This window comes from Pseudomonas sp. ASL8, from assembly GCF_056680355.1.
Window position 1 is genome coordinate 59,295 of sequence record NZ_CM155278.1, and the last position, 26,743, is coordinate 86,037.

The 26,743-nt window shown below is 59.0% G+C and carries 25 protein-coding genes and 1 pseudogene; 14 read left to right on the forward strand and 12 right to left on the reverse strand.

All coding sequences use genetic code 11. From position 1 onward, the window contains the following. Positions 1-31: 31 nt before the first annotated feature. From AC1MEA_RS00295 to AC1MEA_RS00305, 3 genes are all read right to left on the reverse strand, one after another. Entirely contained in the window at positions 32-730 is a 699-nt protein-coding gene (locus AC1MEA_RS00295; protein ID WP_322182762.1) for a segregation and condensation protein A, read from the reverse strand. Positions 731-850: 120 nt separating this feature from the next. After that, the gene (locus tag AC1MEA_RS00300; RefSeq protein WP_219064533.1) at positions 851-1,480 is read right to left on the reverse strand and encodes an L-threonylcarbamoyladenylate synthase; all 630 of its coding nucleotides are present in this window, start codon (positions 1,478-1,480) and stop codon (positions 851-853) included. A 13-nt stretch (positions 1,481-1,493) separates the two neighbouring features. Continuing rightward, positions 1,494-2,354, reverse strand: a complete 861-nt coding sequence (locus AC1MEA_RS00305; protein WP_219064534.1) for a PHP domain-containing protein — start codon at positions 2,352-2,354, stop codon at positions 1,494-1,496. A 66-nt stretch (positions 2,355-2,420) separates the two neighbouring features. Between AC1MEA_RS00305 and AC1MEA_RS00310 the strand changes: the two genes are divergently transcribed. The 6 genes from AC1MEA_RS00310 to AC1MEA_RS00335 all read left to right on the forward strand — a co-directional run bounded on the left by AC1MEA_RS00310 (position 2,421) and on the right by AC1MEA_RS00335 (position 6,499). Next, complete coding sequence (locus tag AC1MEA_RS00310) at positions 2,421-3,017, forward strand: septation protein A (protein ID WP_219064535.1); 597 nt, start codon at positions 2,421-2,423, stop codon at positions 3,015-3,017. A gap of 2 nt (positions 3,018-3,019) precedes the next feature. Further along, positions 3,020-3,319, forward strand: coding sequence for a YciI family protein (locus AC1MEA_RS00315; protein WP_219064536.1), 300 nt, complete (start codon positions 3,020-3,022; stop codon positions 3,317-3,319). 124 nt (positions 3,320-3,443) lie between these two features. Next, positions 3,444-3,854: an SH3 domain-containing protein gene (locus AC1MEA_RS00320; RefSeq protein ID WP_480916328.1), complete on the forward strand. Its 411-nt coding sequence runs from the start codon at positions 3,444-3,446 to the stop codon at positions 3,852-3,854. A gap of 7 nt (positions 3,855-3,861) precedes the next feature. Next, positions 3,862-4,539 carry a response regulator transcription factor gene (locus AC1MEA_RS00325; RefSeq protein ID WP_219064538.1) on the forward strand — a complete coding sequence of 226 codons (678 nt, stop codon included), beginning with the start codon at positions 3,862-3,864 and terminating at the stop codon, positions 4,537-4,539. A 133-nt stretch (positions 4,540-4,672) separates the two neighbouring features. After that, on the forward strand, positions 4,673-5,092 hold the full coding sequence (locus tag AC1MEA_RS00330; protein WP_449632740.1) for an LTXXQ domain protein: 420 nt from the start codon (positions 4,673-4,675) through the stop codon (positions 5,090-5,092). A gap of 69 nt (positions 5,093-5,161) precedes the next feature. After that, positions 5,162-6,499 (forward strand): sensor histidine kinase, encoded by a 1,338-nt coding sequence (locus AC1MEA_RS00335; RefSeq protein ID WP_480916329.1) that lies wholly within the window; start codon positions 5,162-5,164, stop codon positions 6,497-6,499. 23 nt (positions 6,500-6,522) lie between these two features. Here the strand turns inward: AC1MEA_RS00335 and AC1MEA_RS00340 are convergent, their stop codons facing one another. Further along, positions 6,523-7,083 (reverse strand): nitroreductase family protein, encoded by a 561-nt coding sequence (locus tag AC1MEA_RS00340; protein WP_449632742.1) that lies wholly within the window; start codon positions 7,081-7,083, stop codon positions 6,523-6,525. 178 nt (positions 7,084-7,261) lie between these two features. Between AC1MEA_RS00340 and AC1MEA_RS00345 the strand changes: the two genes are divergently transcribed. Then, positions 7,262-8,716, forward strand: a complete 1,455-nt coding sequence (locus tag AC1MEA_RS00345; RefSeq protein WP_480916330.1) for a TrkH family potassium uptake protein — start codon at positions 7,262-7,264, stop codon at positions 8,714-8,716. 2 nt (positions 8,717-8,718) lie between these two features. Here the strand turns inward: AC1MEA_RS00345 and AC1MEA_RS00350 are convergent, their stop codons facing one another. Continuing rightward, entirely contained in the window at positions 8,719-9,720 is a 1,002-nt protein-coding gene (locus AC1MEA_RS00350) for an AraC family transcriptional regulator (protein ID WP_480916331.1), read from the reverse strand. A gap of 133 nt (positions 9,721-9,853) precedes the next feature. Between AC1MEA_RS00350 and AC1MEA_RS00355 the strand changes: the two genes are divergently transcribed. Together AC1MEA_RS00355 and AC1MEA_RS00360 are read left to right on the forward strand one after the other, a co-directional pair. Then, positions 9,854-10,165: an Mpo1-like protein gene (locus AC1MEA_RS00355; protein WP_219064198.1), complete on the forward strand. Its 312-nt coding sequence runs from the start codon at positions 9,854-9,856 to the stop codon at positions 10,163-10,165. A gap of 123 nt (positions 10,166-10,288) precedes the next feature. Further along, positions 10,289-10,882, forward strand: a complete 594-nt coding sequence (locus AC1MEA_RS00360) for an HD domain-containing protein (RefSeq protein WP_480916332.1) — start codon at positions 10,289-10,291, stop codon at positions 10,880-10,882. A gap of 14 nt (positions 10,883-10,896) precedes the next feature. Here AC1MEA_RS00360 and AC1MEA_RS00365 read toward each other — a convergent pair whose 3' ends face one another. Next, complete coding sequence (locus AC1MEA_RS00365; protein WP_219064199.1) at positions 10,897-11,742, reverse strand: UDP-2,3-diacylglucosamine diphosphatase; 846 nt, start codon at positions 11,740-11,742, stop codon at positions 10,897-10,899. A gap of 176 nt (positions 11,743-11,918) precedes the next feature. Between AC1MEA_RS00365 and AC1MEA_RS00370 the strand changes: the two genes are divergently transcribed. Continuing rightward, on the forward strand, positions 11,919-12,809 hold the full coding sequence (locus tag AC1MEA_RS00370; RefSeq protein WP_480916333.1) for a DMT family transporter: 891 nt from the start codon (positions 11,919-11,921) through the stop codon (positions 12,807-12,809). Between the two features lie 4 nt (positions 12,810-12,813). Here AC1MEA_RS00370 and AC1MEA_RS00375 read toward each other — a convergent pair whose 3' ends face one another. Further along, positions 12,814-13,104 carry an Rdx family protein gene (locus AC1MEA_RS00375; protein ID WP_480916334.1) on the reverse strand — a complete coding sequence of 97 codons (291 nt, stop codon included), beginning with the start codon at positions 13,102-13,104 and terminating at the stop codon, positions 12,814-12,816. A 94-nt stretch (positions 13,105-13,198) separates the two neighbouring features. On the opposite strand from AC1MEA_RS00375, the pseudogene AC1MEA_RS00380 reads away from it, so the two are divergent. Next, positions 13,199-15,396, forward strand: a pseudogene (locus AC1MEA_RS00380) (patatin-like phospholipase family protein). A 59-nt stretch (positions 15,397-15,455) separates the two neighbouring features. On the opposite strand, the gene AC1MEA_RS00385 reads toward AC1MEA_RS00380, so the two are convergent. The 3 genes from AC1MEA_RS00385 to recQ all read right to left on the reverse strand — a co-directional run bounded on the left by AC1MEA_RS00385 (position 15,456) and on the right by recQ (position 20,444). Beyond that, positions 15,456-17,609 (reverse strand): motility hub landmark protein FimV, encoded by a 2,154-nt coding sequence (locus tag AC1MEA_RS00385; RefSeq protein WP_480916335.1) that lies wholly within the window; start codon positions 17,607-17,609, stop codon positions 15,456-15,458. 152 nt (positions 17,610-17,761) lie between these two features. Next, on the reverse strand, positions 17,762-18,196 hold the full coding sequence (locus AC1MEA_RS00390) for a MarR family transcriptional regulator (RefSeq protein ID WP_219064203.1): 435 nt from the start codon (positions 18,194-18,196) through the stop codon (positions 17,762-17,764). A 118-nt stretch (positions 18,197-18,314) separates the two neighbouring features. After that, positions 18,315-20,444 (reverse strand): DNA helicase RecQ, encoded by a 2,130-nt coding sequence (recQ, locus tag AC1MEA_RS00395; protein WP_480916336.1) that lies wholly within the window; start codon positions 20,442-20,444, stop codon positions 18,315-18,317. 222 nt (positions 20,445-20,666) lie between these two features. On the opposite strand from recQ, the gene AC1MEA_RS00400 reads away from it, so the two are divergent. Further along, a complete protein-coding gene (locus tag AC1MEA_RS00400) occupies positions 20,667-21,254 on the forward strand; it encodes a UPF0149 family protein (protein ID WP_219064205.1) in 588 nt (195 codons plus the stop codon). 10 nt (positions 21,255-21,264) lie between these two features. Continuing rightward, a complete protein-coding gene (locus AC1MEA_RS00405) occupies positions 21,265-21,666 on the forward strand; it encodes a YbaN family protein (RefSeq protein ID WP_219064206.1) in 402 nt (133 codons plus the stop codon). Positions 21,667-21,742: 76 nt separating this feature from the next. Here the strand turns inward: AC1MEA_RS00405 and AC1MEA_RS00410 are convergent, their stop codons facing one another. Continuing rightward, complete coding sequence (locus tag AC1MEA_RS00410) at positions 21,743-22,927, reverse strand: thiolase family protein (protein WP_449632749.1); 1,185 nt, start codon at positions 22,925-22,927, stop codon at positions 21,743-21,745. Between the two features lie 102 nt (positions 22,928-23,029). Further along, positions 23,030-24,529, reverse strand: a complete 1,500-nt coding sequence (gene pap, locus AC1MEA_RS00415) for a polyphosphate:AMP phosphotransferase (RefSeq protein ID WP_449632750.1) — start codon at positions 24,527-24,529, stop codon at positions 23,030-23,032. A gap of 182 nt (positions 24,530-24,711) precedes the next feature. Here pap and mnmC point away from each other — a divergent pair, with 182 nt between their 5' ends. Continuing rightward, entirely contained in the window at positions 24,712-26,691 is a 1,980-nt protein-coding gene (mnmC, locus tag AC1MEA_RS00420) for a bifunctional tRNA (5-methylaminomethyl-2-thiouridine)(34)-methyltransferase MnmC2/FAD-dependent 5-carboxymethylaminomethyl-2-thiouridine(34) oxidoreductase MnmC1 (RefSeq protein ID WP_480916337.1), read from the forward strand. Positions 26,692-26,743 lie beyond the last annotated feature (52 nt).

The following is a 26,743-nucleotide window of genomic DNA, read 5'->3' on the forward strand; positions in this document are numbered from 1 at the left end:
GTGCGCGTCTTTTATTTATTCAGCTAAACCGCTATTCGACTCGCGCCCGGACATGGATCGCCGCAAAGGGTTCGTTCTGCACCAGCTCGACCAAGGACTCCTTGACCAGTTCCAGGACCGCCATAAAGGTCACCACAACGCCCAAGCGCCCTTCTTCGGCCGTGAACAGCTCGGAGAACGGCACAAACCCGCCACCCTTGAGGCGTTCAAGCACATCGCTCATGCGCTCCCGGGTCGACAGCGTTTCGCGACTGACCTGGTGGCTTTCGAACATGTCACCCCGATGCAGGACTTCAGCCATGGACATCAACAGCTCTTCCAGGCTGACATCCGGCAGCAACCGGCGCGCGCGCGCTTCGGGGGCATCCAGCCTGGGCACGACCACATCACGCCCGACCCGACTCAAGCCATCGATACCTTCGGCTGCGGCTTTGAAGCGCTCGTACTCTTGCAGACGACGGATCAACTCAGCGCGAGGATCGTCTTCTTCCTGCTCAATCTCAGCCGAGCGCGGTAACAGCATCCGCGATTTGATTTCGGCGAGCATGGCCGCCATCACCAGGTACTCGGCCGCCAGCTCCAGGCGCACGGTTTTCATCAGCTCGACATACCCCATGTACTGACGGGTGATTTCCGCCACGGGAATATCGAGGATGTTGATGTTCTGTTTACGAATCAGGTACAGCAACAAGTCCAGCGGACCTTCGAACGCATCGAGGAAGACCTCCAGCGCATCCGGCGGGATGTACAGGTCCAGCGGCATGTGCATGACCGCCTGACCATAGACCATGGCGAACGGCAGCTCCTGCTGGGCATCCGCCTGGCTATCAACCGCCTCGACCACTGTCATCTAGGGCTGAACCCCAAACGGTCGCGGATCGCCACAGCCCACCCGTATCACTTGCGGCTCGCCATCGGCCAGATTGATCACGGTGGACGCCGAGATGCCACCGATGCCGCCATCAATGATCAGGTCGACCTGATGCTCCAATATTTGACGCATCTCGTATGGATCGCTCAAAGGCACGGTTTCACCCGGCATGATCAGGCTCACGCTCATCAGCGGCTCGCCCAGCTCCTCAAGCAACGCCTGCGCAATGGGGTGGCTTGGCACGCGCAGGCCGATGGTCCGGCGTTTGGGGTGCAGGATCAACCGCGGCACTTCACGCGTGGCGTTGAGAATAAAGGTGTAAGGCCCAGGCGTGTGGTTCCTGAGCGCGCGGAACGCCGCAGTGTCGACCTTGGCATAGGTCCCCAGCTGAGACAGGTCGCAACACAACAGGGTGAAGTTGTGCTTGTCGTCCAATTGGCGCAGGCGGCGGATGCGTTCAATGGCGTTTTTATCACCGATCTGGCAGCCCAAGGCGTAGGACGAATCCGTGGGATACACCACCAGGCCACCGGCCTTGATAATCTCCACCGCCTGCTTTATCAGACGTGCCTGCGGGTTTTCCGGATGGACCTGGAAAAATTGACTCACGGTATCTTCCTGTTCAGACGGCAGTAGGCTGGTCATGTTTGAATCGACACCAAAGTGGCGGAAGATCCTCCGGTAACGGGCGATAAACGCCAATCTCGGACCAAGCGCCAGGGGCATGAAAGTCACTGCCGGCAGTTACCAGCAGACCGAACTCACGAGCCAGAATGGCCAGACTACCCACCTGCTCCGCAGGTTGCAGACCATTAACCACCTCGATAGCGTGACCGCCAGCCTCAATATAGGCGGCGATCAGCTTACGACGTTTACTGCGGGTGAAATCATAATGCCAAGGGTGCGCCAGACTGACCCAGGCCCCGGACTCGCGTAAGGTCGCGACAGTTTCTTCCAGAGTAGGCCAATGCTGCTTGACGTCGCCCAGCTTGCCAGCGCCCAGCCATTTGCGGAATGCCTCGGCGCGATCTTTGACAAAACCAGCACTCACCATGAAGTCCGCGAAGTGCGGTCGCGCCGGAGCATTACCGCTGTCACCCAGCGCTTGCTGGATCGCACGAGCACCTTCCAGGGCCCCAGGCATACCTTTGATCGCTAATTTTCGGCTTATTTCTTCGGCGCGCAACCAGCGTCCATGGTGTAAACGGTCAATGGCATCGACCAATGCCGGGGCTTTCATATCAAAACCGTAGCCCAGAATGTGGACAGTTGCCCCACCCCAAGTGCAGGATAATTCCACCCCATTGACCAGCTGCATATTCAGCGCAAGCGCCGCAGTACGGGCCTCTTCGAGGCCTTCAAGGGTATCGTGATCAGTAAGGGCCAGGACCCGCACTCCGTTTTCATAAGCACGCGCAACCAGGACCGCGGGCGCGAGGGCGCCATCGGAAGCGGTGCTGTGGCAGTGCAGGTCAACATTCATAGGAGGCGCTTTCGCTGTCATTGATGTTTGTTATTATGCCGCCACATCCTGCTTCTGGCTGCCATTGTGAAACAATTCATCGACTTCATCCCGCTGCTCCTGTTTTTCATCGTCTACAAGATCGACCCCCGCGCCGTCGACATTCTGGGTCACAGCTTCATGGTAGGCGGAATTTTCAGCGCTACCGCGATGCTGATCATCAGCTCACTCGTGGTCTACGGCATTTTGTTCATCACCCAGCGCAAACTGGAAAAAAGCCAATGGCTGACCCTGATCGCCTGCCTGGTGTTCGGCAGCCTGACCTTGGCCTTCCATAGCGAAGCCGTTCTTAAATGGAAGGCGCCAGTTGTGAACTGGCTGTTCGCCCTGGCATTCGCAGGCAGTCACTTCATCGGTGACCGCCCATTGATCCAGCGCATCATGGGCCATGCATTGACCCTGCCCCAGCCGATCTGGACCCGACTGAACATCGCCTGGGTCTTCTTCTTCCTGTTCTGCGGCACGGCCAATCTGTATGTGGCCTTCACCTATCAGGATTTCTGGGTAGATTTCAAAGTCTTCGGCAGCCTGGGCATGACCTTGCTGTTTCTGGTCGGCCAAGGGATATTCCTGGCCCGCCACATGCACGACGCGGACCCTTCCACTCCTAAAACCAAGGACTGACCATGCTTTACGCCATCATTGCTACAGACGTCGCCAATTCGCTCGAAAAACGCCTGGCTGCGCGGCCTGATCACCTGGCGCGGCTCGTCGCGCTCAAGGATGAAGGTCGAATGGTGTTGGCAGGTCCGAACCCGGCCATCGACAGCAACGACCCCGGTGCTGCAGGCTTCACTGGCAGCCTGATCGTTGCCGAGTTTGAATCCCTGAGCGCTGCACAGGCCTGGGCTGACGCCGATCCGTTCGTTGCCGCCGGCGTATACGCCAACGTCCTGGTCAAGCCGTTCAGACAAACCCTGCCGTAACAGGCTTGCGCAGGCGCCGCGCTCAATCATCGCGGCGCTTGCCGATTACCCTTTTCGCTTGCTCACTATTCTCGATAACCTGCCGACAACCTGCTGAACACTCAATAAAAATATAGGAGTTCAGATGCGTTCAGGTCCGTTGTGTCTGCTGTTGACCGTGCTAACCCTTGGGGTTACCGCCCAGGCTGACGAGTTATCCGGTGCCAACAACGCCAAGCTCCTATCGCCGAGCGCCAGCAGCCAGATCACCGAGTTGCAACAGCGCCTCAAAGAAAGCGAGCACCAGCGCGAAGAGTTGAGTAACCATATACAGGGTGTCGACACCGAACGCGAAAGCCCGCAACTCAGTCGCTTGCGCCTGGAAAACCAACGCCTCAAGTTGCAACTCAAAGAAGCACAGTCCGTCTTGCCTCCGCGCATGTTTACGGATGAGCAACAATGGTTCGTTGCCGGGGGTGGAGTTGCGGTGATCGCCTTACTCTGCGGTATCTTTGCCAGTGGCTGGCGTAGACAGCGTCGTCAGTGGCTGAATTGAGTGAATCATGAGCGAACTGTTATTAATTGATGATGATCAGGAGCTCTGCGAGCTTCTGAGCAGTTGGCTGAGCCAGGAAGGCTTTCAGGTGCAGGCTTGCCACGACGGCCATAGCGCCAGACGCGCATTGGCTCAATCGCAACCCGCAGCCGTAGTGCTGGATGTGATGCTGCCCGATGGCAGCGGTCTGGAACTGCTCAAACAACTGCGCAACGATCACCCCGACTTGCCCGTGCTTATGCTGTCGGCCCGGGGCGAACCGCTGGACCGGATCCTCGGCCTGGAACTGGGCGCCGACGATTACCTGGCCAAACCCTGCGACCCTCGGGAGTTGACGGCACGCCTGCGCGCGGTTTTGCGCCGTAGCCATCCACCGGCAGTGTCCAGTCAGCTCGAACTCGGCGACTTATGCTTCAGCCCCGTGCGCGGCGTGGTGATTATCGACGAGCATGAGTTCACGCTGACCGTCTCCGAAAGCCGCCTGCTCGAGGCGCTCCTGCGCCAACCCGGCGAACCGCTGGACAAGCAAGAGCTGGCGCAACTGGCACTGGGTCGCAAATTGACACTCTATGATCGCAGCCTGGACATGCACATCAGCAACCTGCGCAAGAAGATCGGGCCTCATGCCGACGGCCGTCCACGGATCGTTGCACTGCGCAGTCGCGGTTATTACTACAGTGTCTGAGGGCCTGCTTCTGTCAGCTTCAGGCCAGAAGCTCTTTACTCAAGCTTTACCGAGTGCTGACCGCCGCTGACCTTGATCTCCCTACACTGGCCTCAACCGGCAACGAGCCGGATTCGAGACAAGGAGATACACCGTGCGCAAGACTTTAATCGCCCTGCTGTTTGCTGCTTCGTTGCCTGCTATCGCGATGGCCGCGCCGCCAGAAGGCGGCATGGGTCACGGCGGCCCGGGCATGCATGGTCACAGCCCTTACAGCGAGCTGAACCTGACACCGGACCAACGCCAACAAATCGGCCGAATCATGTTTGAGCAAAAACGTAGCCGTGATGAAGTCACCCAGCGTTATCTGCAAATGCTGCCACCAGCACAGCAGAAAAGCATGCAGGATGAGATCGACGCCAAACACACAAAGGCCCAAAGCGACGTCCGCGCACTGCTGAAACCTGATCAGCAAAAGCAGTTCGACGTGATCCAGCAAAAAGAAGCCCAACGTCGCGCAGAGCATGCCGAGTTCCAGACCTGGAAAGCCCAGAAAGCTCAGCAAGCCCAATAACGGCGAACCGACTCCTTACCCGCCCGATACGCTCACGTGTGTCGGGCTTTTATCGTTTGAGGTATTCACGTGCGTTCATTGTTCTGGCGAATCCTGGCCAGCTTCTGGTTAGCCATCGCCTTGGTTGCAGGCCTGTCTATTTTGCTCGGGCATATGCTCAATCAAGATGCGTGGATCCTCAGTCGCCATCCGGGGCTGGCCAACCTGGCGCAGAACTGGACCGAACTCTACGAAAACCAGGGTGAAGACGCCGCACAGGACTACCTGCAACAGAGTAAGCGGCGCTATCACATTGACGTCCAGGTCCTCAATGAAAGCGGCGAGCCCCTGGTACGCGGGACGTTTCCGCCCCGTGCAGCGGCATTTGAAGCACGCCAACACAACGACCCCCGCCAATTACCGTGGCGTCGCCTGACCACCGAATACACCAGCCCGAAGACGGCCGAAACGTATTTACTGATCTACCGGATTCCCCATCCGGAACTTGACGCCTGGCACCGTGAAAGCCTGCTTTGGCCTCTCAGCGCCCTGGGCATTGCTTTGGTGGTGCTGACGTTGTTCAGCCTGCTGGTGACGTTGTCCATCACCCGCCCACTCAGCCGCCTGCGCAGTGCCGTGGATGACCTGGGGCAAACCACCTACCAACAGAACAGCCTGGCGCAACTGGCCAACCGCCGGGACGAGTTCGGCGTGCTGGCCACCGATTTCAACCGCATGGGCGCGCGCCTGCAGAGCCTGATCAGCAGCCAGCGTCAGTTATTGCGCGATGTGTCCCACGAGTTGCGCTCACCGCTCGCACGGCTGCGCATCGCATTGGCGCTGGCCGAACGTGCCGAACCGGCTGAGCGCGAGAAACTCTGGCCGCGTCTGGCCCGCGAATGTGATCGGCTGGAAGCATTGATCAGCGAGATTCTCGTGCTGGCACGCCTGGACGCTGATTTTGGCACCGCAGAGCCCGTGGATCTGGACGCGCTGCTGCACCATTTACAAAGCGACGCCCTGCTCAACGCCCCGGAACAGGAGGTGCGGGTTTGGGTGCAAGACGGTGTCGAGTTGCAAGGCTGGCCCGACATGCTCGAGCGGGCGCTGGATAACCTGTTGCGCAATGCCCTGCGCTTCAACCCGGCAGGCCAAGCCATTGACTTGCAAGCGCAGTGCGAGGGTGGACGATTGCTGATTAGCGTGCGCGATCATGGCCCCGGAGTGGCCTCGGAACACCTGTCTCAGCTAGGCGAACCCTTCTTCCGCGCCCCCGGCCAGACCGCGCCGGGCCACGGCCTGGGACTGGCAATCGCCAAGCGTGCGGCCGAACGGCACGGCGGCTACCTGACCCTGACCAACCATCCCCAAGGCGGGTTCGTGGCGACGCTGGATCTACCTTTGGAGCCCGTTAACCCGGGTGCCTGAGCAGATGCCTTCGCAGCGGTGTATCAGCCCTGCCACTCACTGACAAAGTCAGCCGTGTCCAGCTTCGGTGCGGTGCGGGGGGGATGTTGTGGGGTGCCCAGGTAAAGGAACGCAACAACCTCCTCATCCGCCTCCAATCCCAAGCCTTTGGCGACCTGGGCCGAATACGACAACTCCCCTGTACGCCACACGGCCCCGACCCCCAGCGCAAATGCCGCGAGCAATACCGCGTGGGCGGCGCAACCGGCGGTGATCAGCTGTTCTTGCTTCGGCACTTTGAGGTGATCCTGCAGTTTGGCGATCACCACCACCACCAACGGCGCACGCATCGGCCCCTGACGTGCCTTGTCCAATGCTTGCGGTGTTGCCTCGGCATCGCTCTGTTGCAACGCTTGCACCAGTAACTCGCCCATCTGCTCGCGCGCTTTACCTTCAACCGTCAGGAAGCGGAAAGGCCGCAGTTGACCATGATCAGGTGCACGCAGGGCCGCGCTGAACAATATCTCCCGTTGCGCCGCGTCCGGTGCCGGGTCGATCAACCGCGGTACGGATACACGGTTGAGCAAAGCGTCGAGCGCCTCCATTGAGCTGTCTCCTTTTAAAAATGATGGGCCATTCTAGGATGTGTTCACCCTCAATAACGAGCGCGCCGCCCCTTTAATTACAATCAGTGCTTACAACTTGTAACAAGAGTTCATCGGATTATATCCCCTCGAACGCAGGTAGAATGGCGCCTTTCCACTCCCAAGTCAGAGCCACTGCATGGCGTTGCCGACCCTTCGCATCATCGGTTTCATTATCGGCATCTTCCTGATCACCCTGGCTATCGCCATGGTCGTCCCCATGCTGACACTGGTGATTTTCGACCATACCAGCGATATCCGCGCCTTTCTCTGGGCGAGTCTGATTACGTTCGTTGTCGGCCTGGCATTGGTCATCCCGGGGCGTCCCGAGCACATTCATCTGCGCCCACGGGACATGTACCTGCTGACGGTGTCCAGCTGGGTCGTCGTCTGCATCTTCGCCGCACTGCCGTTTTTGCTGTCCCAGCACATGAGCTATACCGATTCGTTTTTTGAGAGCATGTCCGGGATCACCGCCACCGGTTCCACCGTAATGAGCGGGCTGGACAGCATGTCGCCAGGGATTCTGATCTGGCGCTCGCTGCTGCACTGGCTCGGCGGTATCGGTTTTATCGGCATGGCGGTGGCGATCCTGCCACTGTTGCGGATCGGAGGCATGCGCCTGTTCCAGACGGAATCCTCCGACCGCTCGGAGAAGGTCATGCCGCGCTCACACATGGTGGCCAAGTACATCCTGCTGACCTATGTCGGCATCACCACCCTGGGCAGCCTGGCCTTCTGGGCGGCCGGCATGAGCCTGTTCGATGCGATCAACCATGCCATGTCAGCGATCTCCACGGGCGGTTTCTCCACCTCCGATCAATCACTGGCGAAATGGCAACAGCCCGCCGTACATTGGGTCGCGATTGTAGTGATGATCCTCGGCAGCTTGCCCTTCGCCCTGTACGTCGCCACCTTGCGTGGCAATCGGCGGGCATTGTTCAAGGACGAACAAGTGCGCGGGCTGCTCGGTTTTCTGCTGGTGACCTGGCTGATACTCGGCACCTGGTATTGGGCAACCACCAGCATGCATTGGCTGGACGCCCTGCGTCATGTGGCACTGAACGTGACGTCGGTCATGACCACCACCGGGTTCGCCCTGGGCGATTACAGCCTGTGGGGTAACTTCGCGTTGATGCTGTTTTTCTATCTGGGCTTCGTGGGCGGCTGTTCAGGATCGACGGCGGGCGGAATCAAGATTTTCCGTTTTCAGGTCGCTTATATCCTGCTCAGAGCCAACCTCAATCAACTGATCCACCCCCGCGCAGTGATCAAGCAGAAGTACAACGGTCACCGCCTGGACGAAGAAATTGTCCGCTCGATCCTGACCTTTTCATTCTTCTTCGCAATCACCATTTGCGTGATTGCACTGCTCTTGTCGCTGTTGGGCGTGGACTGGATGACCGCCCTGACCGGTGCGGCCAGTACGGTCTCCGGCGTCGGTCCGGGGCTGGGCGAAATCATTGGTCCGGCGGGTAACTTCGCCGGGCTGCCAGATGGGGCCAAATGGATTCTATCGCTGGGCATGCTGCTCGGCCGACTGGAAATCATCACCGTGCTGGTACTCTGCGTTCCAGCGTTCTGGCGGCACTGAGATCACATCCGCGCGCGGTATTCCCCCGGCGTCTCATCGAACCAACGGCGGAAGGCGCGGAAGAAATTGCTGGGGTCGGCAAACCCCAACAGGTAGGCGATTTCCAGCAGGGTCATGTTCGGCTGCGCCAGGTATTGCTCGGCCAACTCACGACGGGTGACGTCGAGCAAAGCCTGAAAACTGGTGCCCTCCTCCTGCAAGCGGCGCTGCAACGTGCGCTGGGACAGGTGCAGGGTTTGCGCGACCGTCTCACGCTTGGGCTCGCCCTGAGGCAATAACCGGCACAGCACCTGACGGGCCTGATGGGTGACGCGGCTTTCCGAGAAACGCGCCAGGTATTCCCCGGCAAAACGATCATGCAACTGCGCCATGGCTTCATTGGCGGTCGGCAGCGGTGCCTCCATATCTGCCCGCTCGAACACCAGGGCGTCATAGGGCGCGTTGAACGTCATCGGTGCATGAAAGGCTTTTTTATAGGGCTCCAGGTCCTTGGGCTGATCGCCCTGAATCAACACCTCGCGCGGCTGCAACGTCCTGCCGGTCAACCAACCACAGAAGGTCAAGGCCGAGGCCAGTGATGCTTCGGCGCTTTGCCGGGTCGGTGGCAGATGGTCGCCATGCACGGTCAGGATCAGCGCGTAACCTTCGGGCAGCAGACGAAAGCTCAAGTCGGCACTTTCAGCGATGATCCGCTGATAACGCACCAACCGCATAAAGCCTTCCTTGAGGGTCTGGCTGGACATCAACGCATAGCCGGCAACGTTGAAGGATGCCGGACGCACGACTTTGGCCATGTTCAAACCAATCGCCGGGTTGCCTGAAAGCTCCACTGCTCGCTGCCACAGCCGTGTCATGGAGTCCTGAGGAAAGCGCGCATCGGGGTTATCCAGATCGGCATAATCAAGCCCCAGTTCCTTGAAGAGCGAACGACAATCGAGACCATCCAGTTCCAATGACTTGACGATACCCATCGCCCAACTTGCAGAAGTCGTTCTTTCGCTCATGGCGGTTTCTTCAAGATAAGCCGCGTCCTGCAGCTACTGGCACAAGGATACTATTCTGGCGCTTAATGTCACTGGCCTGATTAATCGGGCACATTACACTCAGCCCCTAAAACAAGAATCGAAGGTACACGTCGTGACAGCCACCCAGTCGTTCACACGTTTCGCTGACTTCTACCCCTACTACTTGTCGGAGCACAGCAACAGCACCTGTCGCCGACTGCACTTCATCGGCACCACGCTGGTGATTTTTATCGCGGCCTTCGCGATTGGCAGCGCCCGCTGGCCGTTGTTATGGGCAGTACCCATTGCGGGTTACAGCTTTGCCTGGGTCGGACATTTCTTTTTCGAGAAGAATCGCCCCGCCACGTTCAAGCACCCGTTTTATAGCCTGCTGGGCGACTTCGTCATGTACCGCGATATGGTGATGGGCAAAGTGCCTTTCTAGAAACCTCACCCTGAATGGCACTCGGCGCGCAGGGCCAGCAATGCGTCTTTCACGGTCACTGCCGAAATCCACACGCAGCATAGACTGGGTCTTTGTTTACCTATAACAAAGACAGGACCGTCGATGAACACTCAGGCCCGCTTTACCCATATGAAGGAAGGTACTCAGGAGGATTGGGCGATCATTGCCCAGGACTTCAGCGCCTACGCCAAACAGTTGCCGGGGCGAATCCTGACCCATCTTCGGCTGCTCGACGGTGACTTCGGTGGCTTTCCCGTTGATCGCCTGACCCACTCCCTGCAAACCGCCACGCGTGCCTGCCACGACGGTCGCGACGAGGAATACATCGTCTGCGCCCTGCTCCACGACATCGGCGACACACTGGGGTCCTATAACCACGCGGACATCGCTGCGGCCATTCTCAAGCCTTTCGTCAGCGAGGAAAACCTGTGGATGGTGGAAAAGCACGGGATATTCCAGGGCTATTACTTTTTTCATCACCTGGGCATGGACCGCATGCTGCGCGAGCAATTCCGGGCGCATCCGCAGTATCAGCAAACCATCGAGTTCTGCGCAAAATACGATGCCGCCGCGTTCGACCCTGCATACAACACGCTGCCATTGAGCTTCTTCGAGCCCATGCTGGAACGGGTTTTTACCCACCCGAAACGCTCGATCTATCAATCTGCCATAGAGCAAAATCTTTCATCGTATTGATGGCAGGGTCGGCTTTAAATAACCGGTTCGCTGACCCGCCCCTCGTCTTCCTCGACCCGCTTCTGCCGGACCGGAACCCGCGCCTCGCGCAGATGAGCATCGGCCAGCCGGAACAATTCGATCGAGCCATCCAAGTGCTCAATCAGTGCGGTACAGGATTCGACCCAATCGCCACAATTGAGGTACTCCACCTCGCCCACGGTGCGGATTTCAGCATGATGGATGTGCCCGCAGACCACGCCGTCAAAGCCACGTTTTACGCACTCGTGAGCGATGGCTTCTTCGAAGTCACTGATGAAACTGACCGCCGTTTTGACCTTGTGCTTGAGGTACGCCGACAGCGACCAATAGCCGTAGCCATAACGCGCACGCCAGTGGTTCAGCCAGCGATTAAGGGTCAAGGTAAATTCATAGGCCGAATCGCCGAGAAAGGCCAGCCAGCGGTGATAGCGCGTAATCACGTCGAACTGATCGCCGTGCACCACCAGCAGACGACGACCATCAGCCGTCACGTGCTCGGCCTCGTCCACCAATCGGATATTGCCCAGGATCAACGTCGAGTAACGCCGCAGGAATTCGTCGTGGTTGCCAGTGACATAAATCACTTCGGTGCCGCGTTTGCTCATGGTCAATAGACGGCGGATCACATTGGTGTGCGCTTGAGGCCAATACATGCCACCGCGCAGCTTCCAGCCATCGATGATGTCACCGACCAGATACACCTTGTCAGCGTGATACTGCTTGAGAAAGTTCGACAGATGCTCAGCCTGGCAATCACGTGTGCCGAGGTGTACATCTGAGATCCACAAGGTTCTCACCCGTTGCTTGCGACTGGGTTTAGCGAGCTGAGCACTGCTCATGGACAACCTCCGGCAGGGTTTTAGCGAGCTTGCCCGGCGCGGGTTAATCGGACATGACATTGGCGTGGCGATTGGATGACAAATGATCCAAAAACGCCAACAGACAACGGTCAGGCATGCGCTCTACACTTAGCGGTCATCTCCGCACCGTAAAAGTCTGACTGATAAGGACTGTAATGAATCACCGTTCTGCGCTTGGTGCTCTGCATATTGGCGCCCTGATGTTCGGCCTGACCGGGGTATTCGGCAAACTGGCCGCCGCCTCGTCCTCGATCATCGTGTTCGGCCGCGCAGCTTTTGCAGTGATTGCCCTGGCCTTTTTCGCCCGTTTCGCCAGCAACACCGCCTGGCAATCACTGCGCGGCAGTGATTGGCGTCGACTGGTTCTGGGTGGGTTGCTGCTGGCCGGGCATTGGGTGAGCTTCTTCATCTCAGTGAAAGTTGCCGGCGTGGCTATCGCGACACTGGGCTTTGCGAGCTTCCCGGCCTTTACCGTGGTCCTCGAAGGGCTGATTTTCCGCGAGCGGATTCGCAGCAATGAAATCATCCTGGTGCTGCTGGTCAGCGTCGGGCTGGTGTTGGTCACCCCGGATTTCGACCTCGCCAGTCAGGCCACTCTCGGCCTGCTGTGGTCCGTTTTGTCCGGTTTACTGTTTTCACTGTTGTCACTGACCAACCGCGCCAGCTCCGGGCGAATTCCGGCCGTACAGGCGGCGCTGTGTCAAAACCTGGTGGTCGCGGCGTGCCTGTTGCCTGCCGCGGCGCCGGGCCTGAGCAGCGTCACGCCCCTCGACTGGCTGTGGATCGGTCTGCTTGGGGTGTTCTGTACAGGTGTGGCGCATAGCTTGTTCGTCGCCAGCCTGGCAGTAATCAAGGCGCGCACCGCTGCGATGGTCTTTGCCCTTGAGCCGGTGTATGGCATCACCTTCGCCTGGTTGCTGTTCACCGAACAGCCCACGATGCGGATGTTGTTGGGTGGCGCACTGATCATCGTCGCGATCGTGGTCTCGAGCCGGCTGGGATCTAAAACAATCGAGCACAAAACCGGCGCCGCTTCAGCCCACTGAATGCTTACGCCTGCGGACGATCGTTATGCCCCAGGTCGCGCTGCGGGTCGATCTGGTCACGCACTCGCTGCTTGAGTACCTTGGCTTCAGGAAACCCGCCATCGGCCTTGCGCTCCCAGATTTGCAAACCATTGCACGTAATTCGAAACGCCCCACCGGTCGCAGGTTCCAGCGAAACTTTGCCCAGATCGTCGGAAAACGTGCTGAGCAACTCTTGAGCGAGCCACGCAGCCCGCAGAAGCCATTGGCATTGGGTGCAGTAGGTGATGACGATTTCAGGTTTGGCGAGAGACATATCCTGACTCACACTCCTCAAGGGTTGGCGCTCAAAGGCGGATGATTGAGCTGCCTATAATAGCCGCCTTTGTCGTTTGCCCCCGAGATTCAAGATGCGCCGCCTGTTGCTTTGCCTGATCTGTTTGCTCCCCTCCGCCCTGCTTGCCGCCCCCCCTGTCAGCGAACCGCCAAAACCCAGGATCGGCCTCGTGCTGTCCGGAGGCGCAGCCCGTGGGCTGGCGCATATTGGCGTGTTCAAAGCGCTGGAGGAACAAGGCATCAAGATCGACGCCATCGCCGGCACCAGCATGGGTGCGGTGATTGGCGGGCTGTATGCGTCGGGTTACAAGATTGATGAGCTGGAAAAACTCGCGCTCGACATCGACTGGCAACAAGCACTGTCGGACGCGCCCCCACGCAAGGACGTGCCGTTTCGGCGCAAGCAAGATGACCGTGACTTTCTGGTCAAACAGAAACTCAGCTTCCGCGATGACAGCAGCCTCGGCTTGCCGTTAGGAGTGATTCAGGGACAAAACCTGGCCCTGCTTCTGGAAAGCCTGTTGGCTCATGCCAGCGACATCCGGGATTTCGACAAGCTGCCGATCCCCTTCCGCGCCGTGGCGACCGACATTGTCAGCGGTGAGAAGATGGTGTTTCGCAAGGGGCATCTGCCCCAGGTGATTCGCGCCAGCATGTCGATCCCGGCAGTATTCGCCCCGGTAGAGGTCAATGGACAACTGCTGGTGGACGGCGGCATGGTCGACAACATTCCCTTGGATGTCGCCCGAGAGATGGGGGTCGACATTGCCATCGTCGTCGATATCGGCACGCCGTTGCGCAACCGAAAACAGTTGGCAACGGTGATTGATGTGCTCAACCAGTCAATCACCCTGATGACCCAGCGCAACTCCCAGGAACAACTGGCGACGCTGCACCCCAATGACATCCTGATTCAACCGCCGCTGGCGGGTTTTGGCGTCACTGACTTCGGCCGCGCTCAGGAGATGATCGACGCAGGTTACCGCGCCACGCGCATTCTCGATGCCCGCCTGACGGCCCTGCGCCCCGCCGAACCGTCTGCCCCGCAACTGACTGCGGCACGCGATCCGAGCCAGCGCACGCCGCTGATTAGCGCGATCAAGGTTGAAAACGATTCGAAAGTCGATGATTCGGTGGTTCGCTACTATATCCGCCAACCCCTCGGCGAGCCGCTGGACCTGGGTCGCCTGCAAACCGACATGGGCACGCTGTATGGGCTCGATTACTTCGAGCAGGTGCATTACCGGGTGGTGCACAAGGGCCGCGACAATACACTGGTGATCAGCGCCCGCGGCAAGCGAAGCGGCACAGATTACCTGCGCTTAGGCCTGAATCTGTCCGATGACATGCGCGGTGACAGCGCTTTCAACCTCGGCGCCAGCTACCGGATCAATGGCATCAACAGACTTGGCGCTGAATGGCTGACCCGCGCACAAATTGGTGATCAACAGGAACTGTATACCGAGTTCTATCAGCCTCTGGATGTGGGCTCACGCTACTTCGTCGCGCCCTATCTACGCGCTGAGTCAACGAATGTCGAAAGTGTTTTGGACAACGACCCGATCGCCGAATACCGCCTGGAGCGCTACGGCATTGGTCTGAACGTTGGTCGGCAAATTGGCAACAACGGCGAAATCCGCTTTGGCGTCGGCGAGGCCTGGGGTGAGGCCAATGTGCGTATCGGCGAGCGCGACTTGCCGAAGGTGAGCTTCACCGAGGGCTTCTATGAGCTTAAGTACTCGTTCGACTCACTGGATAATGTTTACTTTCCGCATTCCGGCGAAAATATCGGTCTGAGCCTACGCCAGTTCGATCAAGGCCTGGGTTCTGATCAGGACTACCGCCAACTGGAATTCAAACTGGACAAAGCATTGAGCGACGGGTCCAACACCTGGGTTTTCGGCGGGCGCTACGGACGCACCCTGAACAAAGCCGAAGTGGTCCCCTCCAGCTTCCTGCTGGGAGGCGCACGACAGTTATCAGGGTTTAGACAAGTGCTATTTCCGGGCAGAACATCAACCTGACACGCGCCGTGTACTATCGCCGCCTGACACCGCGCGCTTACCTGCCACTGGATTTCCCGCTGTACATCGGCGCATCCCTTGAGCGAGGTCGAGCCTGGGACAACGACAACGACTTCGACAGTGGCTATATCAATGCCGCGAGCATTTTCCTTGGCTTTGATACGCCCTTAGGTCCGCTGAACTTTAGTTATGGCTTTAACGATGACGATGAAAAGGCGCTTTATCTGAATCTGGGGCAGACATTTTAAGAGCCGGTCGCTGATCCCACGCAAGGCATGGGATCAATCTGCCCGCAACCACCCTGCAATCAGCTTATTCCCGCCAACAAATCCCGAGCAGTCTGCTGCTGGTTATCGTCAGTTTCGTTGATCACTTCCAGCAGCAGCTCACGCGCAGCCTGCAGATCACCGTCATCAATCAACACCTGAGCCTGGTTGATTTTGCTCAGGGGCTCGTCGCTCAGGTCGAGCATATCGAAGCCCGCCGAATCATCCATGAAGCCTTCAAGAAACGCATCATCCAGACTGTCGCTGCTGGCGTGGAGAATAGGCTCCGGCTCTGAGAAGTCGCTGAGGAACTGCTCATCAGGCATTTCGAAGACTTCTGGCAACTCCGTGAGGTTGGACGCGAAATCCAGGTCCTCCGTCGGCGCTTGTTCCGGGTGGCTTTTGCTGCGTACGGCTGGAGTGGTTTCGAAGGGATCGACCAAATCCCAATCGGCGTCCATCGACAAATCTTCCAGGTTCAATTGGAATTCGTCAGCAGGCTGCGCGCTCAAGGAAGAGGCAACAGGCTCATTGACCACCGCTTCAGGCAGCACCGGTTCTGACGAAGGCAGCGGTAGAGCCTCTGGCGCGGGTGAAGGTGTCGCGAACAACTGGGGATGCTGCGCGCGTATTTCCTGCAATTTGTCCGCACTGACACCCTGATCGAGCGCCGCTTGCTCCTCGCGGGCAAAACCGTCGGCGTCACCCTGCTGGGCCAGCAACTCAAGAATTCTCAGGCGCAGATCCGTGCGCTGCGGCTGTTTCTGCAGTGCATCGCGCAAAATGCCCAGCGCCTCACTGATCCGGCCGTAAGCGATATAAATGCTCGCACCGTCCATGGCATCGGTGGCAGCACCGGCCAACCGTTGGGTACCAGGCGTCGGAACCGCAACCACTGGCGCTGTCGGAGCAGCGACCACGGAAGGTTTTTCAACCACGGGCACAGCAGTTGCCATCGTGGGTCTCGGCGCAGGCGTGTCGACGATATTCTGCACAGGCAGGGCGTTTATCAACCGCTTGCGCCGTACGGAATAAGCCAACCCCAGCAATAACAGCAGCACCAACACTGCCCCCGACAACAGCAGCATGTTGCCGGACGATTCCTCCGCTGGCGCCTCGGTTACTGGCGGGGCGGGCACCGCCGTTGGCGTCACGGCAACAGCCGGGACAACGGGGGTGACCGTTTTGGTTGTGGATAACTTTAGTTCAGCCAGGGCGGCATTCAGTTCGGTGAGCTGCTTGTCTTTACCCGAAATCTGCCCCTCAAGCGCTTGCATCTGCCCTTTCAGGTCGCCCACGGTTTTGGTCAGTTGCTGATTCTCGATAACCGTGGTGGCCAGTTGCTCAGCGTTTTTCTGCAACCCATCCGCAGAAGCTGCTGCTTCATTTGCCGCCGAAGGGGGTGGCGTAGTTTGAGTGGCTGCTGCGACCGAAGGCACCCCTGTCGAACGCGGCAACACCGCGCTGTCTGGCAGCAGCAGGCTCTGTCCGACTTTCAACCGAGTGCTGTTACCGTTGGGAAACGCCTGGGGATTGAGCGCCTCGATACCTCGGGCCAGCTCACTGGCGGACGTTCTGCTGCCCGGCCCTTGCAGACGCCTGGCAATCGTTCCGAGGTTATCGCCGCTGGCGACCGTGTAGCGATTACCCTGCACCGCTTGCGGCGGCGCGACGGGCATACGTGATTCGGCACCGCGCTGTGAAGAAGGATCGGCTAGCCTGGAGCGCGACGCGGCTGCGCCTATCGCCGAGTCGGGCGGGTCGAGCAACACCGTATACGCGTGCAGCACGTCGCCATTAGGACGAACCAGGCGCACCAGAAAATTAAGGTAAGGCTCAGTGACTGGCTTTCTCGACTCCACATGCACCACACCACGATTGCCATGGATGATGGGGGTAAAGCGCAAATCATTGAGAAAGAACAGGCGTTCGATGCCTGCCCGGCTGAAGGCTTCCGGCGAAGCAAGACTCGCCACAATGTCATCCGCGCTCAGGCCTGCGGTTTCTACCAATTCGATATCGGCATTGAACGGCTGATCCAACGCCGAATGCAGAGTGATATCTCCGAGCCCCAATGCTGGGGCCAGTGCCGAATAAAACAGTGATGTTGCGGCCGCAGCCACACACCATTGACGAACGACCTGCCGCAACGGGCGATCGGCCCGCTTTAACGCGGCCTGAGAACTCTTCAGCATGAAAATCCTTATAAAAACCAAAGCAGGCTTCTCAGCACATTCGCTGTCACACGCAGATAGCGCAAGTATGGGGGCAAATCGGGCCTGATGCTCGCACGCTTTCACCAATGCTTAAAGGGGTAAAAGCGCTTGAGCCACTGAATGTCAGGTGTTCAGGATTTTTCCAGGTTCGCCAGGATCCGTGCGTGTACCCGCATGCAGATTCCCAGCTCGTCCTCGTCGATGCCGACGAAAAGTTCATGGCGCAACGCGGTAGCGATTGTCTCGATTTTTTCGATCAGCGGCCGCGCCGTTGCACACAGAACGATTTTCTTGGCCCGTCGATCTTCGACCACCGCCTGACGCAGAACCAGCCCCTGAGCTTCCAGACTGTCGAGCAAACGCGCAAGGGTCGGCCCTTCGACGCCAACACTCTGCGCCAGCTCACGTTGCGTCGGTGCTTCTTCGAAGCGCGCAAGGTGCAGCAGCACCAGCCAGCGCGCCTGCGACAGGCCCAGGTCAGCGAGACGCCGGTCGAGCTCGGCTCGCCAGCCACGTGACATCTGCGCCAATTGCATGCCGAAGCGGTGTTGATCAGTTAAAGGCATAAGAAACTCATGATTAAAGGCTTGTACTAATTATTAGTCAGCTAACCATGATGCCCGCACCGAGGCAAGTGTCACTCACTGTAACCAATCGTCGCAGGGGGTAAAAACTCCAGGAAAATCAGACTTCAAACTCGGACTGTAGCGCCGCACGCACGCAATACAGCACGCCGTCTGGCACGCGACCGGCGAACTGTGCGGCAACGGCGGCAACCGCAGGCAATTCTCCTTCGCCATCAAGGAACGCATCCTGAATTTCATTGAGCACGTCCTCAGGCAAATCCAGCGCTTGCTCCAGCGATAGTTGCTGCTTGCCGATAGCCTCCGCGAGCATCGTGTAGACGTTCTTTTCGGTGCACTGCAACTGGCCGGCAATCTGCGCCGGCGTCATACCTGCGCGGGCCAGGCTGATCAATTCGTGACGCAGGTCAGCCACAACCCGTGGGGCCTCGGCGGTACCACTGAGCACCTCGAGGAAGGCCTCACCATAACGCTCCAGCTTGCGCGCACCGACCCCACTGACCTGAGCCATTTCCGGCAACGATCCGGGCTTGCTGCGCAGCATCTCGAGCAAGGTCGAGTCGGGGAAAATGACATAAGGCGGCACCCCATGCTCTTCGGCCAATTTGCGCCGCAGGGCGCGCAAGGCCTCCCACTGCTCGCGCTCTTCGCCACGAACCAATTGACTGGCCGGGCTGCCCGAACCGCTTTTCGGGGTGGTTTGCGGTTTCAAATCACGGCGCAGTTCCAGCGTGACTTCGCCGCGCAAGAGCGGTCGGCAGGTGTCACTCAAACGCAGGCCGCCGTAGCCTTCCAGATCGATATCGGCCAGGCCGCGCGCCACCAACTGGCGGAACAGCGAGCGCCACTCACCTTCTGCACGCGCCTTGCCGACGCCGAAAACCGCCAGATGCTGGTGACCAAAGCTCTTCACCTTGTCGTTGTCGCGACCCAACAGGACGTCCACCAGATGGCCGACGCCATAGCGTTGGCCGGTGCGATAGATGGCCGACAAAGCCTGACGCGCAGGCTCGGTCGCGTCCCAGGTCTGCACGCCATCGACACAGTTGTCGCAATGACCGCACGGGTTAGGCATGTCTTCGTCGAAGTAGGCCAGCAACGTCTGTCGGCGACAGCGGGTCTCTTCACAAAGCGACAACATGGCGTCGAGTTTGTGTTGCTCAAGGCGCTTGTGTCGCTCGTCGCCTTCGGAGTTTTGCAGCATCTGCTTGAGCATCAGCACGTCTTGCAGACCGTAGGCCATCCAGGCATCGGCGGGCAGGCCATCACGGCCAGAGCGGCCCGTCTCCTGGTAGTACGCCTCCAGCGACTTGGGCAAGTCCATATGGGCGACGAACCGCACGTTGGGTTTGTCGATGCCCATACCGAAAGCGATGGTCGCGACCATGATCAGGCCTTCCTCATTGAGGAAGCGCTTCTGGTTGAAGGCACGTGTCTCGTTAGGCAGCCCGGCGTGGTACGGCAAGGCCGGATAGCCGTTGTCACACAGGAAAGCAGCGACTTCATCGACCTTTTTGCGTGACAGGCAATAGACAATGCCCGCATCGCTGCGCCGCTCGGAAAGGAATGCCAGCAGCTGTTTGCGCGGCTGTTCCTTGGGCACGATGCGATAAAAGATGTTGGGCCGGTCGAAACTGGAGAGAAAGCGCTCGGCGTTCTGCAGATGCAGGCGCTCGACGATCTCTTCACGGGTGCGTTTATCGGCCGTGGCGGTCAGGGCGATACGCGGCACGTCGGGGAACAACTCGGCGAGCTGCCCCAGCTTCAAGTATTCAGGACGGAAATCATGCCCCCACTGTGACACGCAGTGTGCTTCGTCGATGGCAAACAGGGCGATTTTCAGGTTCTGCAGGAAGGCCAGCATCCGCGGCTGAACCAGGCGCTCGGGCGCCAGATAGAGCATTTTGATCTCGCCCAACCGTATCCGGTTGGCCAGATCCCGCTGTTGCTCTGCGCTCAGCGTGGAGTTCAACGCGGCCGCCGACACACCCAGTTCTTCCAGGGTCGCGACCTGATCGTCCATCAAGGCAATCAGCGGTGAAACCACCACTGCCAAGCCTTCACGCAGCAGGCCCGGGACCTGGAAGCATAAGGACTTGCCGCCACCGGTGGGCATCAACACCAAAGCATCGCCGCCATTGGCAACACGCTCAATAATGGCACCCTGGCGACCACGAAAACTGTCGTAACCAAAGATGTCTTTAAGTACGCGTTGAGCCTGTTCGAGCATAAAAACCCCAAAATATTGCAGAAGCGACCCTGCTACAGCCTGTCGCAATCGCTATTGGCATCGCAAAGCGCGGCATTATACCCGAGGGGTTCCAGGCAAAGCGCAAAGGCGATACCGGCGGTCGATATAAAAGACATAACAGCTTCTAAGCGCCTCTGTACTGGCGCACAGGCCCTACACAGCCTAGAATTCAGCATTGTTTATTCCCAAGGTAGCCCGTCAATGTCCTTCGCTGAGCAACTACACCGCCTGCAAGCCTTCCTCGATGCCGATGAGCTGCATGACGAAGCGCTGGACTATGTGGCCGCCCACGGCTACCTGACCGCGCTGTCGATCTGTGCCGAAACGGTCCCTGAGCGTGAGTGGATCGATACGCTGTTCTCCGAGCCGCCGCATTACACCAGTGATGCCCAGCGCGAAGAAATCGAAGCCACGCTGATCCAGTTGCAGGCGCATATCGCCCGCCAACTGGCGTCCGACGAAGAGTTCGAATTGCCGTGTGATCTGGACCTCGGTGACGAGCCAGATGACTCCGACCTCCGCGGCTGGTGCATCGGCTTCATGGAAGGCGTATTCCTGCGCGAAAACGCATGGTTCGAAAGCGCCGAAGACGAAGTCAGCGAAATGCTCCTGCCGATCATGGTCGGTTCGGGTCTGTTCGACGAACAGCCAGAATTTGCCGACATCGCCCAGGACGCCAATCTGATGGATGACATGATTGTGCAGATCCCGGAAGCACTGACCGCGCTGTACCTGCTCCTGCAGGCGCCGGACGAGAAACCAGCGATTCTCAAGCCTCGCCACCACTGAGCCCACGCCTATGGCGCAAGACTCGACGCGTACAAGCAAACATTGGCTTGTACGCCATGTACTTCAGGGCATTGGCTGGCTGAGTGTAGCGTTGGGGGTGATCGGGATTTTCTTGCCGGTGTTACCCACCACGCCCTTTCTATTATTGGCAGCGGCCTGCTTCGCCCGAAGCTCGCCGCGCTTTTATGAGTGGCTGGTCAGCCATCGCCATCTGGGCCCCTGGATTCGTGATTACCTCGACGGTAACGGCATCCCGCTCAAGGGCAAAGTCTACGCCGTCGGCCTGATGTGGCTGAGCATCGGCCTGTCCTGCTATCTGGTGCCTTTGCCATGGGCACGCGGTTTCATGCTGACCAGCGCAGTGCTGGTGACGATCTATATCCTGCGGCAGAAGACGTTGAGCAGGCTTTAAGACATAGCACCCACAAAGGTCGTAGAGACCTTGTGGGTGCACATTCATCCGCGAAGACGATCCAGCAGTTAGCGCTCTACTTGAACGCTTCAAACAACCCCGTTGCCCCCATCCCGCCGCCGACGCACATGGTCACGATGCCGTAGCGCAGGTTGCGCCGTTGCAGCTCGCGAACCAGGTGACCGACCTGGCGCGAACCGGTCATGCCGAACGGGTGGCCGATGGAGATCGAGCCACCACTGAGGTTGTATTTGGCGTTATCGATTCCCAGGCGATCACGCGCATACAGGCACTGCGACGCGAAGGCTTCGTTGAGTTCCCAAAGGTCGATGTCGGCCACTTGCAGGCCTTTGGCCTTGAGCAATTTGGGCACCGAGAACACCGGACCAATCCCCATCTCGTCCGGCTCGCAACCCGCCACCGTGAAGCCACGGAAATACGCACGCGGTTTGAGGCCCAGCTCCAGGGCTTTTTCCAGGCTCATGACCAGCGTCATCGAAGCCCCATCGGACAACTGCGACGAGTTGCCTGCGGTCACCGAACCGTCTTCGGCAAATACCGGCTTCAGGCCCGCCAGGCTTTCCAGGGTGGTGTCCGGACGATTGCAGTCGTCACGATCAACGATGCCTTCAACCAGGCTAATCGCACCAGTATTTTTGTCCTCGACGCGGTAGGTCACGGCCATCGGCACGATTTCATCATCGAACAGCCCCGCAGCTTGAGCAGCTGCAGTGCGGTGCTGACTTTGCAAGGCGTAGAGGTCTTGTTGCTCGCGGCTGACATGGTAGCGGCGCGCGACGATTTCGGCGGTCTGGCCCATGGGAAAGTAAATCCCCGGGGCCTGTTCCTTAAGCAATGGATTGATCAGGTTGTCGGTGTTGATGCTTTTCATGGTCAAGCTGATGGATTCGACACCACCGGCAACAATGATCTCGCTGCAACCGGAAGCGATCTGGTTGGCCGCGATTGCAATGGCCTGCAAGCCCGATGAGCAATAGCGGTTGAGGGTCATGCCGGGAACCTGGATGCCCAACTTCGACAGCACCGCCACATTGCGGCCAATGTTGTAGCCCTGCGCACCTTCGTTGGAACCGGCACCGACGATACAGTCCTCGACCAACGCCGGGTCCAGGCCATTGCGCGTCAGCAGTGCATTGACGCAATGGGCTGCCATGTCATCGGGACGGGTCTGGTTGAACTTGCCGCGAAACGACTTGGCCAACCCCGTCCGCACGCTATCGACAATCACCACTTCACGCATGACACACCTCCACTCTTATTGTTGATGAGAAGGCATTGAGCATAGGGCCAGACAATCCTTGTCCGCGATGATCATTCACTGGCTGTATGGAAAATCATGGCGTCACTTAGACTTTTTGTCCTTTTCAAAAGCGGCTTCCAACGCGTTATTGATGGTGCGCAACACCTTCACCCGCGCCCAGCGTTTGTCATTGGCCTCAACCAGGGTCCACGGTGCGATTTCAGTGCTGGTGCGATCAACCATGTCGCCCACGGCCACGCGGTAGTCCGGCCATTTCTGCCGATTGCGCCAGTCGTCCTCGGTGATTTTGAAGCGCTTGAATGGAATCTGCTCTCGCGCCTCGAAACGCTCCAGTTGAGTCTGCTCATCGATGGCCAGCCAGAACTTGACCACCACGGTGCCGGCATCGGTCAGTTGTTCTTCGAAATCGTTGATCTCGCTGTATGCCCGGAGCCAATCTCCCGGGCTGCAAAAACCCTCAACGCGTTCTACCAGCACCCGGCCATACCACGACCGATCGAACACGGTGAATTTGCCGCGTGGCGGCATATGCCGCCAGAAGCGCCAGAGATAAGGCTGTGCACGCTCGTCCTCGGTGGGCGCGGCAATCGGCACGATATTGTACTGACGCGGGTCCAGCGCCGCCGCGACCCGCCGGATGGCACCGCCTTTGCCAGCGGCATCATTGCCTTCGAACACCGCTACCAGCGAGTGCCGCTTCATGCGTTTATCACGCACGTTGCCCGCCAGGCGCGCTTGTTCGGTAATCAGTTGTTCTTCGTAATCTTCTTTTTCCAGATGCTGAGTCATGTCGAGACTGTTCAGCAGGCTGAGGTCATCAATATTGGTCGGCAGCGGGCCAATGGTCAGCGGACCCTGAGGGAGTCTTTTGTTGGCCAAGGCTGCCTGTAGCCCATCGAGCAACAGCCGCCCGACGGTCAGGCTGCGATAATGCGGATCCACGCCTTCGATGACATGCCAAGGCGCATAATCATGGCTGGTTCGACGCAGCACGCGCTCACCGTAGCGGACAAATTTGTCGTAGGTTTTTGATTGCTGCCAGTCCAGCGGGCTGATGCGCCAGCTGTGCAACGGGTCATCCTCAAGCAACTTGAGCCGGGCCTTCATCTGCTTTTTGGACAGGTGAAACCAGAACTTGAAAATCAGCGCGCCCTCATCGCAGAGCATTCTCTCCAGACGTTCAGCGCCATTGATTGCCTGATCGAGCACGGCATCCTTAAAGTGGCCATGCACTCGCCCCTGAATCATCTGGCTGTACCAGTTGCCAAAGAAAATCCCCATGCGCCCTTTCGCCGGCAACTGCCGCCAATAGCGCCACGCGGGTGGTCGGGCCAGTTCTTCGTCGGTCTGCTGATCGAACGTACGCACCTCGATCAGCCGTGGGTCCATCCATTCATTGAGCAGCTTGATCGTCTCGCCCTTGCCCGCGCCTTCGACGCCGTTGATCAATACGATCACCGGAAAACGCGCCTGCTGCTTGAGCTCGAATTGCGCGTCGAGCAATGCCTCGCGCAGCGCCGGCACCTCGGCGTCGTAAGTTTCTTTGTCGATGGCGTGACCGATTTCGGCGGATTCGAACATGCACAGCTCCCCTTCAAGATCGTCAAGACTAACGGATCGCATGAATCAATGCTGGGTAAGACAGCCATTCGTTGCGATGGGTCAATTGAACAGGCTTAAGGGACCCCCCTTCTACCCCTTGCGCCCTCACCAACTCGCTGATTGCGTTAATATCCCGCGCTCCTGCCGCCGTCGAGCCGACCATGACCTTCACATCCCACGCCCAGATCGACTGGGACGAACAGGGTAATCCTCATTCGCGGGAATTCTCGGATGTCTATTTCTCCACCCAATCCGGTCTGGACGAAACACGTCATGTCTTTCTGAAACAGAATGATCTGACAAACCGGTTTGCGGCTCTGGCGGCAGGCGAGCGTCTGGTCATCGGTGAAACCGGCTTCGGCACCGGCTTGAATTTTCTTTGCGCCTGGCAGCTGTTTGCCGAGCACGCCGTCGCCGACGCACGCCTGCACTTTGTCAGCGTCGAGAAATTTCCACTGACCCACAGCGATCTGCAGCGTGCCCTCGCCTTATGGCCCGAACTGGCCACCTGCGCCGGGCAATTGCTCGATCAGTACATCGCCGTGCATGACGGTTTTCAGCGCATGGTGTTCGACGGCGGGCGCGTGACCTTGACCCTGTTGATCGGCGACGCTTTAGACATGTTGCCGCAGCTGGACGGGCAGATTGATGCGTGGTTCCTCGACGGTTTTGCTCCGGCAAAAAATCCGGAAATGTGGACTCCCGAACTCTTCGCCGAACTGGCACGGCTGGCGGCGCCGGGTTCGACCATCAGCACGTTCACCAGTACCGGATGGGTACGGCGCGCGCTGAACGCAGCGGGCTTCAAAATGCGCCGCACGCCGGGTATCGGGCATAAATGGGAGGTGCTGCGCGGGGCGTTTATCGGCTGGCCGGAAGACGTGCCCAAGCCTGCAGTCGTCAAGCCCTGGTTTGCCCGCCCGGCGCCGATCACGACTCAGCGCAAGGCGTTGGTGATCGGCGCCGGCCTGGCCGGTTGCGCAACAGCTGCCAGCCTCGCTGCGCGGGGTTGGCAGGTCAGCCTGATGGAACGCCACGACGATCTGGCGCAGGAAGCTTCGGGCAACCCGCAAGGGGTGCTGTACTTGAAGCTTTCTGCCCACGGCACGGCGTTGTCACAACTGATTTTGAGCGGCTTTGGTTACACCCGCCGCCATCTGGAATACCTGCAACGGGGTACCGACTGGGACGGCTGCGGCGTGTTGCAGTTGGCCTTCAATGACAAGGAGGCCGAACGCCAGGCGCAGTTGGCACAAGCGTTTCCCCCCGAACTCTTACACGTGCTGGACCAGGCACACGCAGAAGCCCGAGCCGGTATTGCACTGTCTTGCGGTGGCTTGTTTTTCCCGGAGGGTGGCTGGGTACATCCGCCGGCGCTGTGCCGGTTTCAGGCCACACACCCCAACATTCAGCTATTGGCACATCACGACGTACTGGAACTGCGTCGTAACGGCGAACAGTGGCAGGCGTGGGATGGCGAGCGACTGCTCGACGAGGCTCCGGTGGTGATATTGGCCGGCGCCGCAGAGGTCAAGCGCTTCCCGGCCAGCGCGGAATTACCCCTCAAACGTATTCGCGGGCAGATCACCCGGCTTGCCCAGACCCCGGCGAGCGAAGCCTTGAGCACCGTGGTCTGCGCCGAAGGTTATGTGGCGCCCGCCCGGCTGGGCGAACACACGCTAGGGGCGAGCTTCGATTTCAAAAGCGATGACCTGACGCCGACCACTGCCGAGCACCAGAGCAATCTCGAACTCTTGCAGGAAATCTCCGAAGACTTGCTCAAGCGGCTGGGCGCAGACGCGCTGGAACCTGAGCACCTGCAAGGACGAGCGGCATTCCGTTGCACCAGCCCGGACTACTTGCCCATCGTCGGCCCACTGGCGGATAAACAGGGATTTCTGGAGGCTTACGCGGCGCTGGGCAAAGATGCCCGACAAGTGCCGGATACCGTTTGCCCTTGGCTCGACGGCCTGTACATCAACAGTGGTCATGGCTCTCGTGGGCTGATCACCGCGCCACTGTCAGGCGAATTGCTCGCTGCCTGGCTGGACAACGAACCCCTGCCGTTGCCCCGCAGCATTGCCGAAGCCTGCCACCCCAACCGTTTCGCGTTGCGGGCGTTGATTCGGGGCAAGGCATAAGCACGGGGTGACTGGCGTCAGCGCCCTGCTGGCTAGCCATCAATCTTCATGC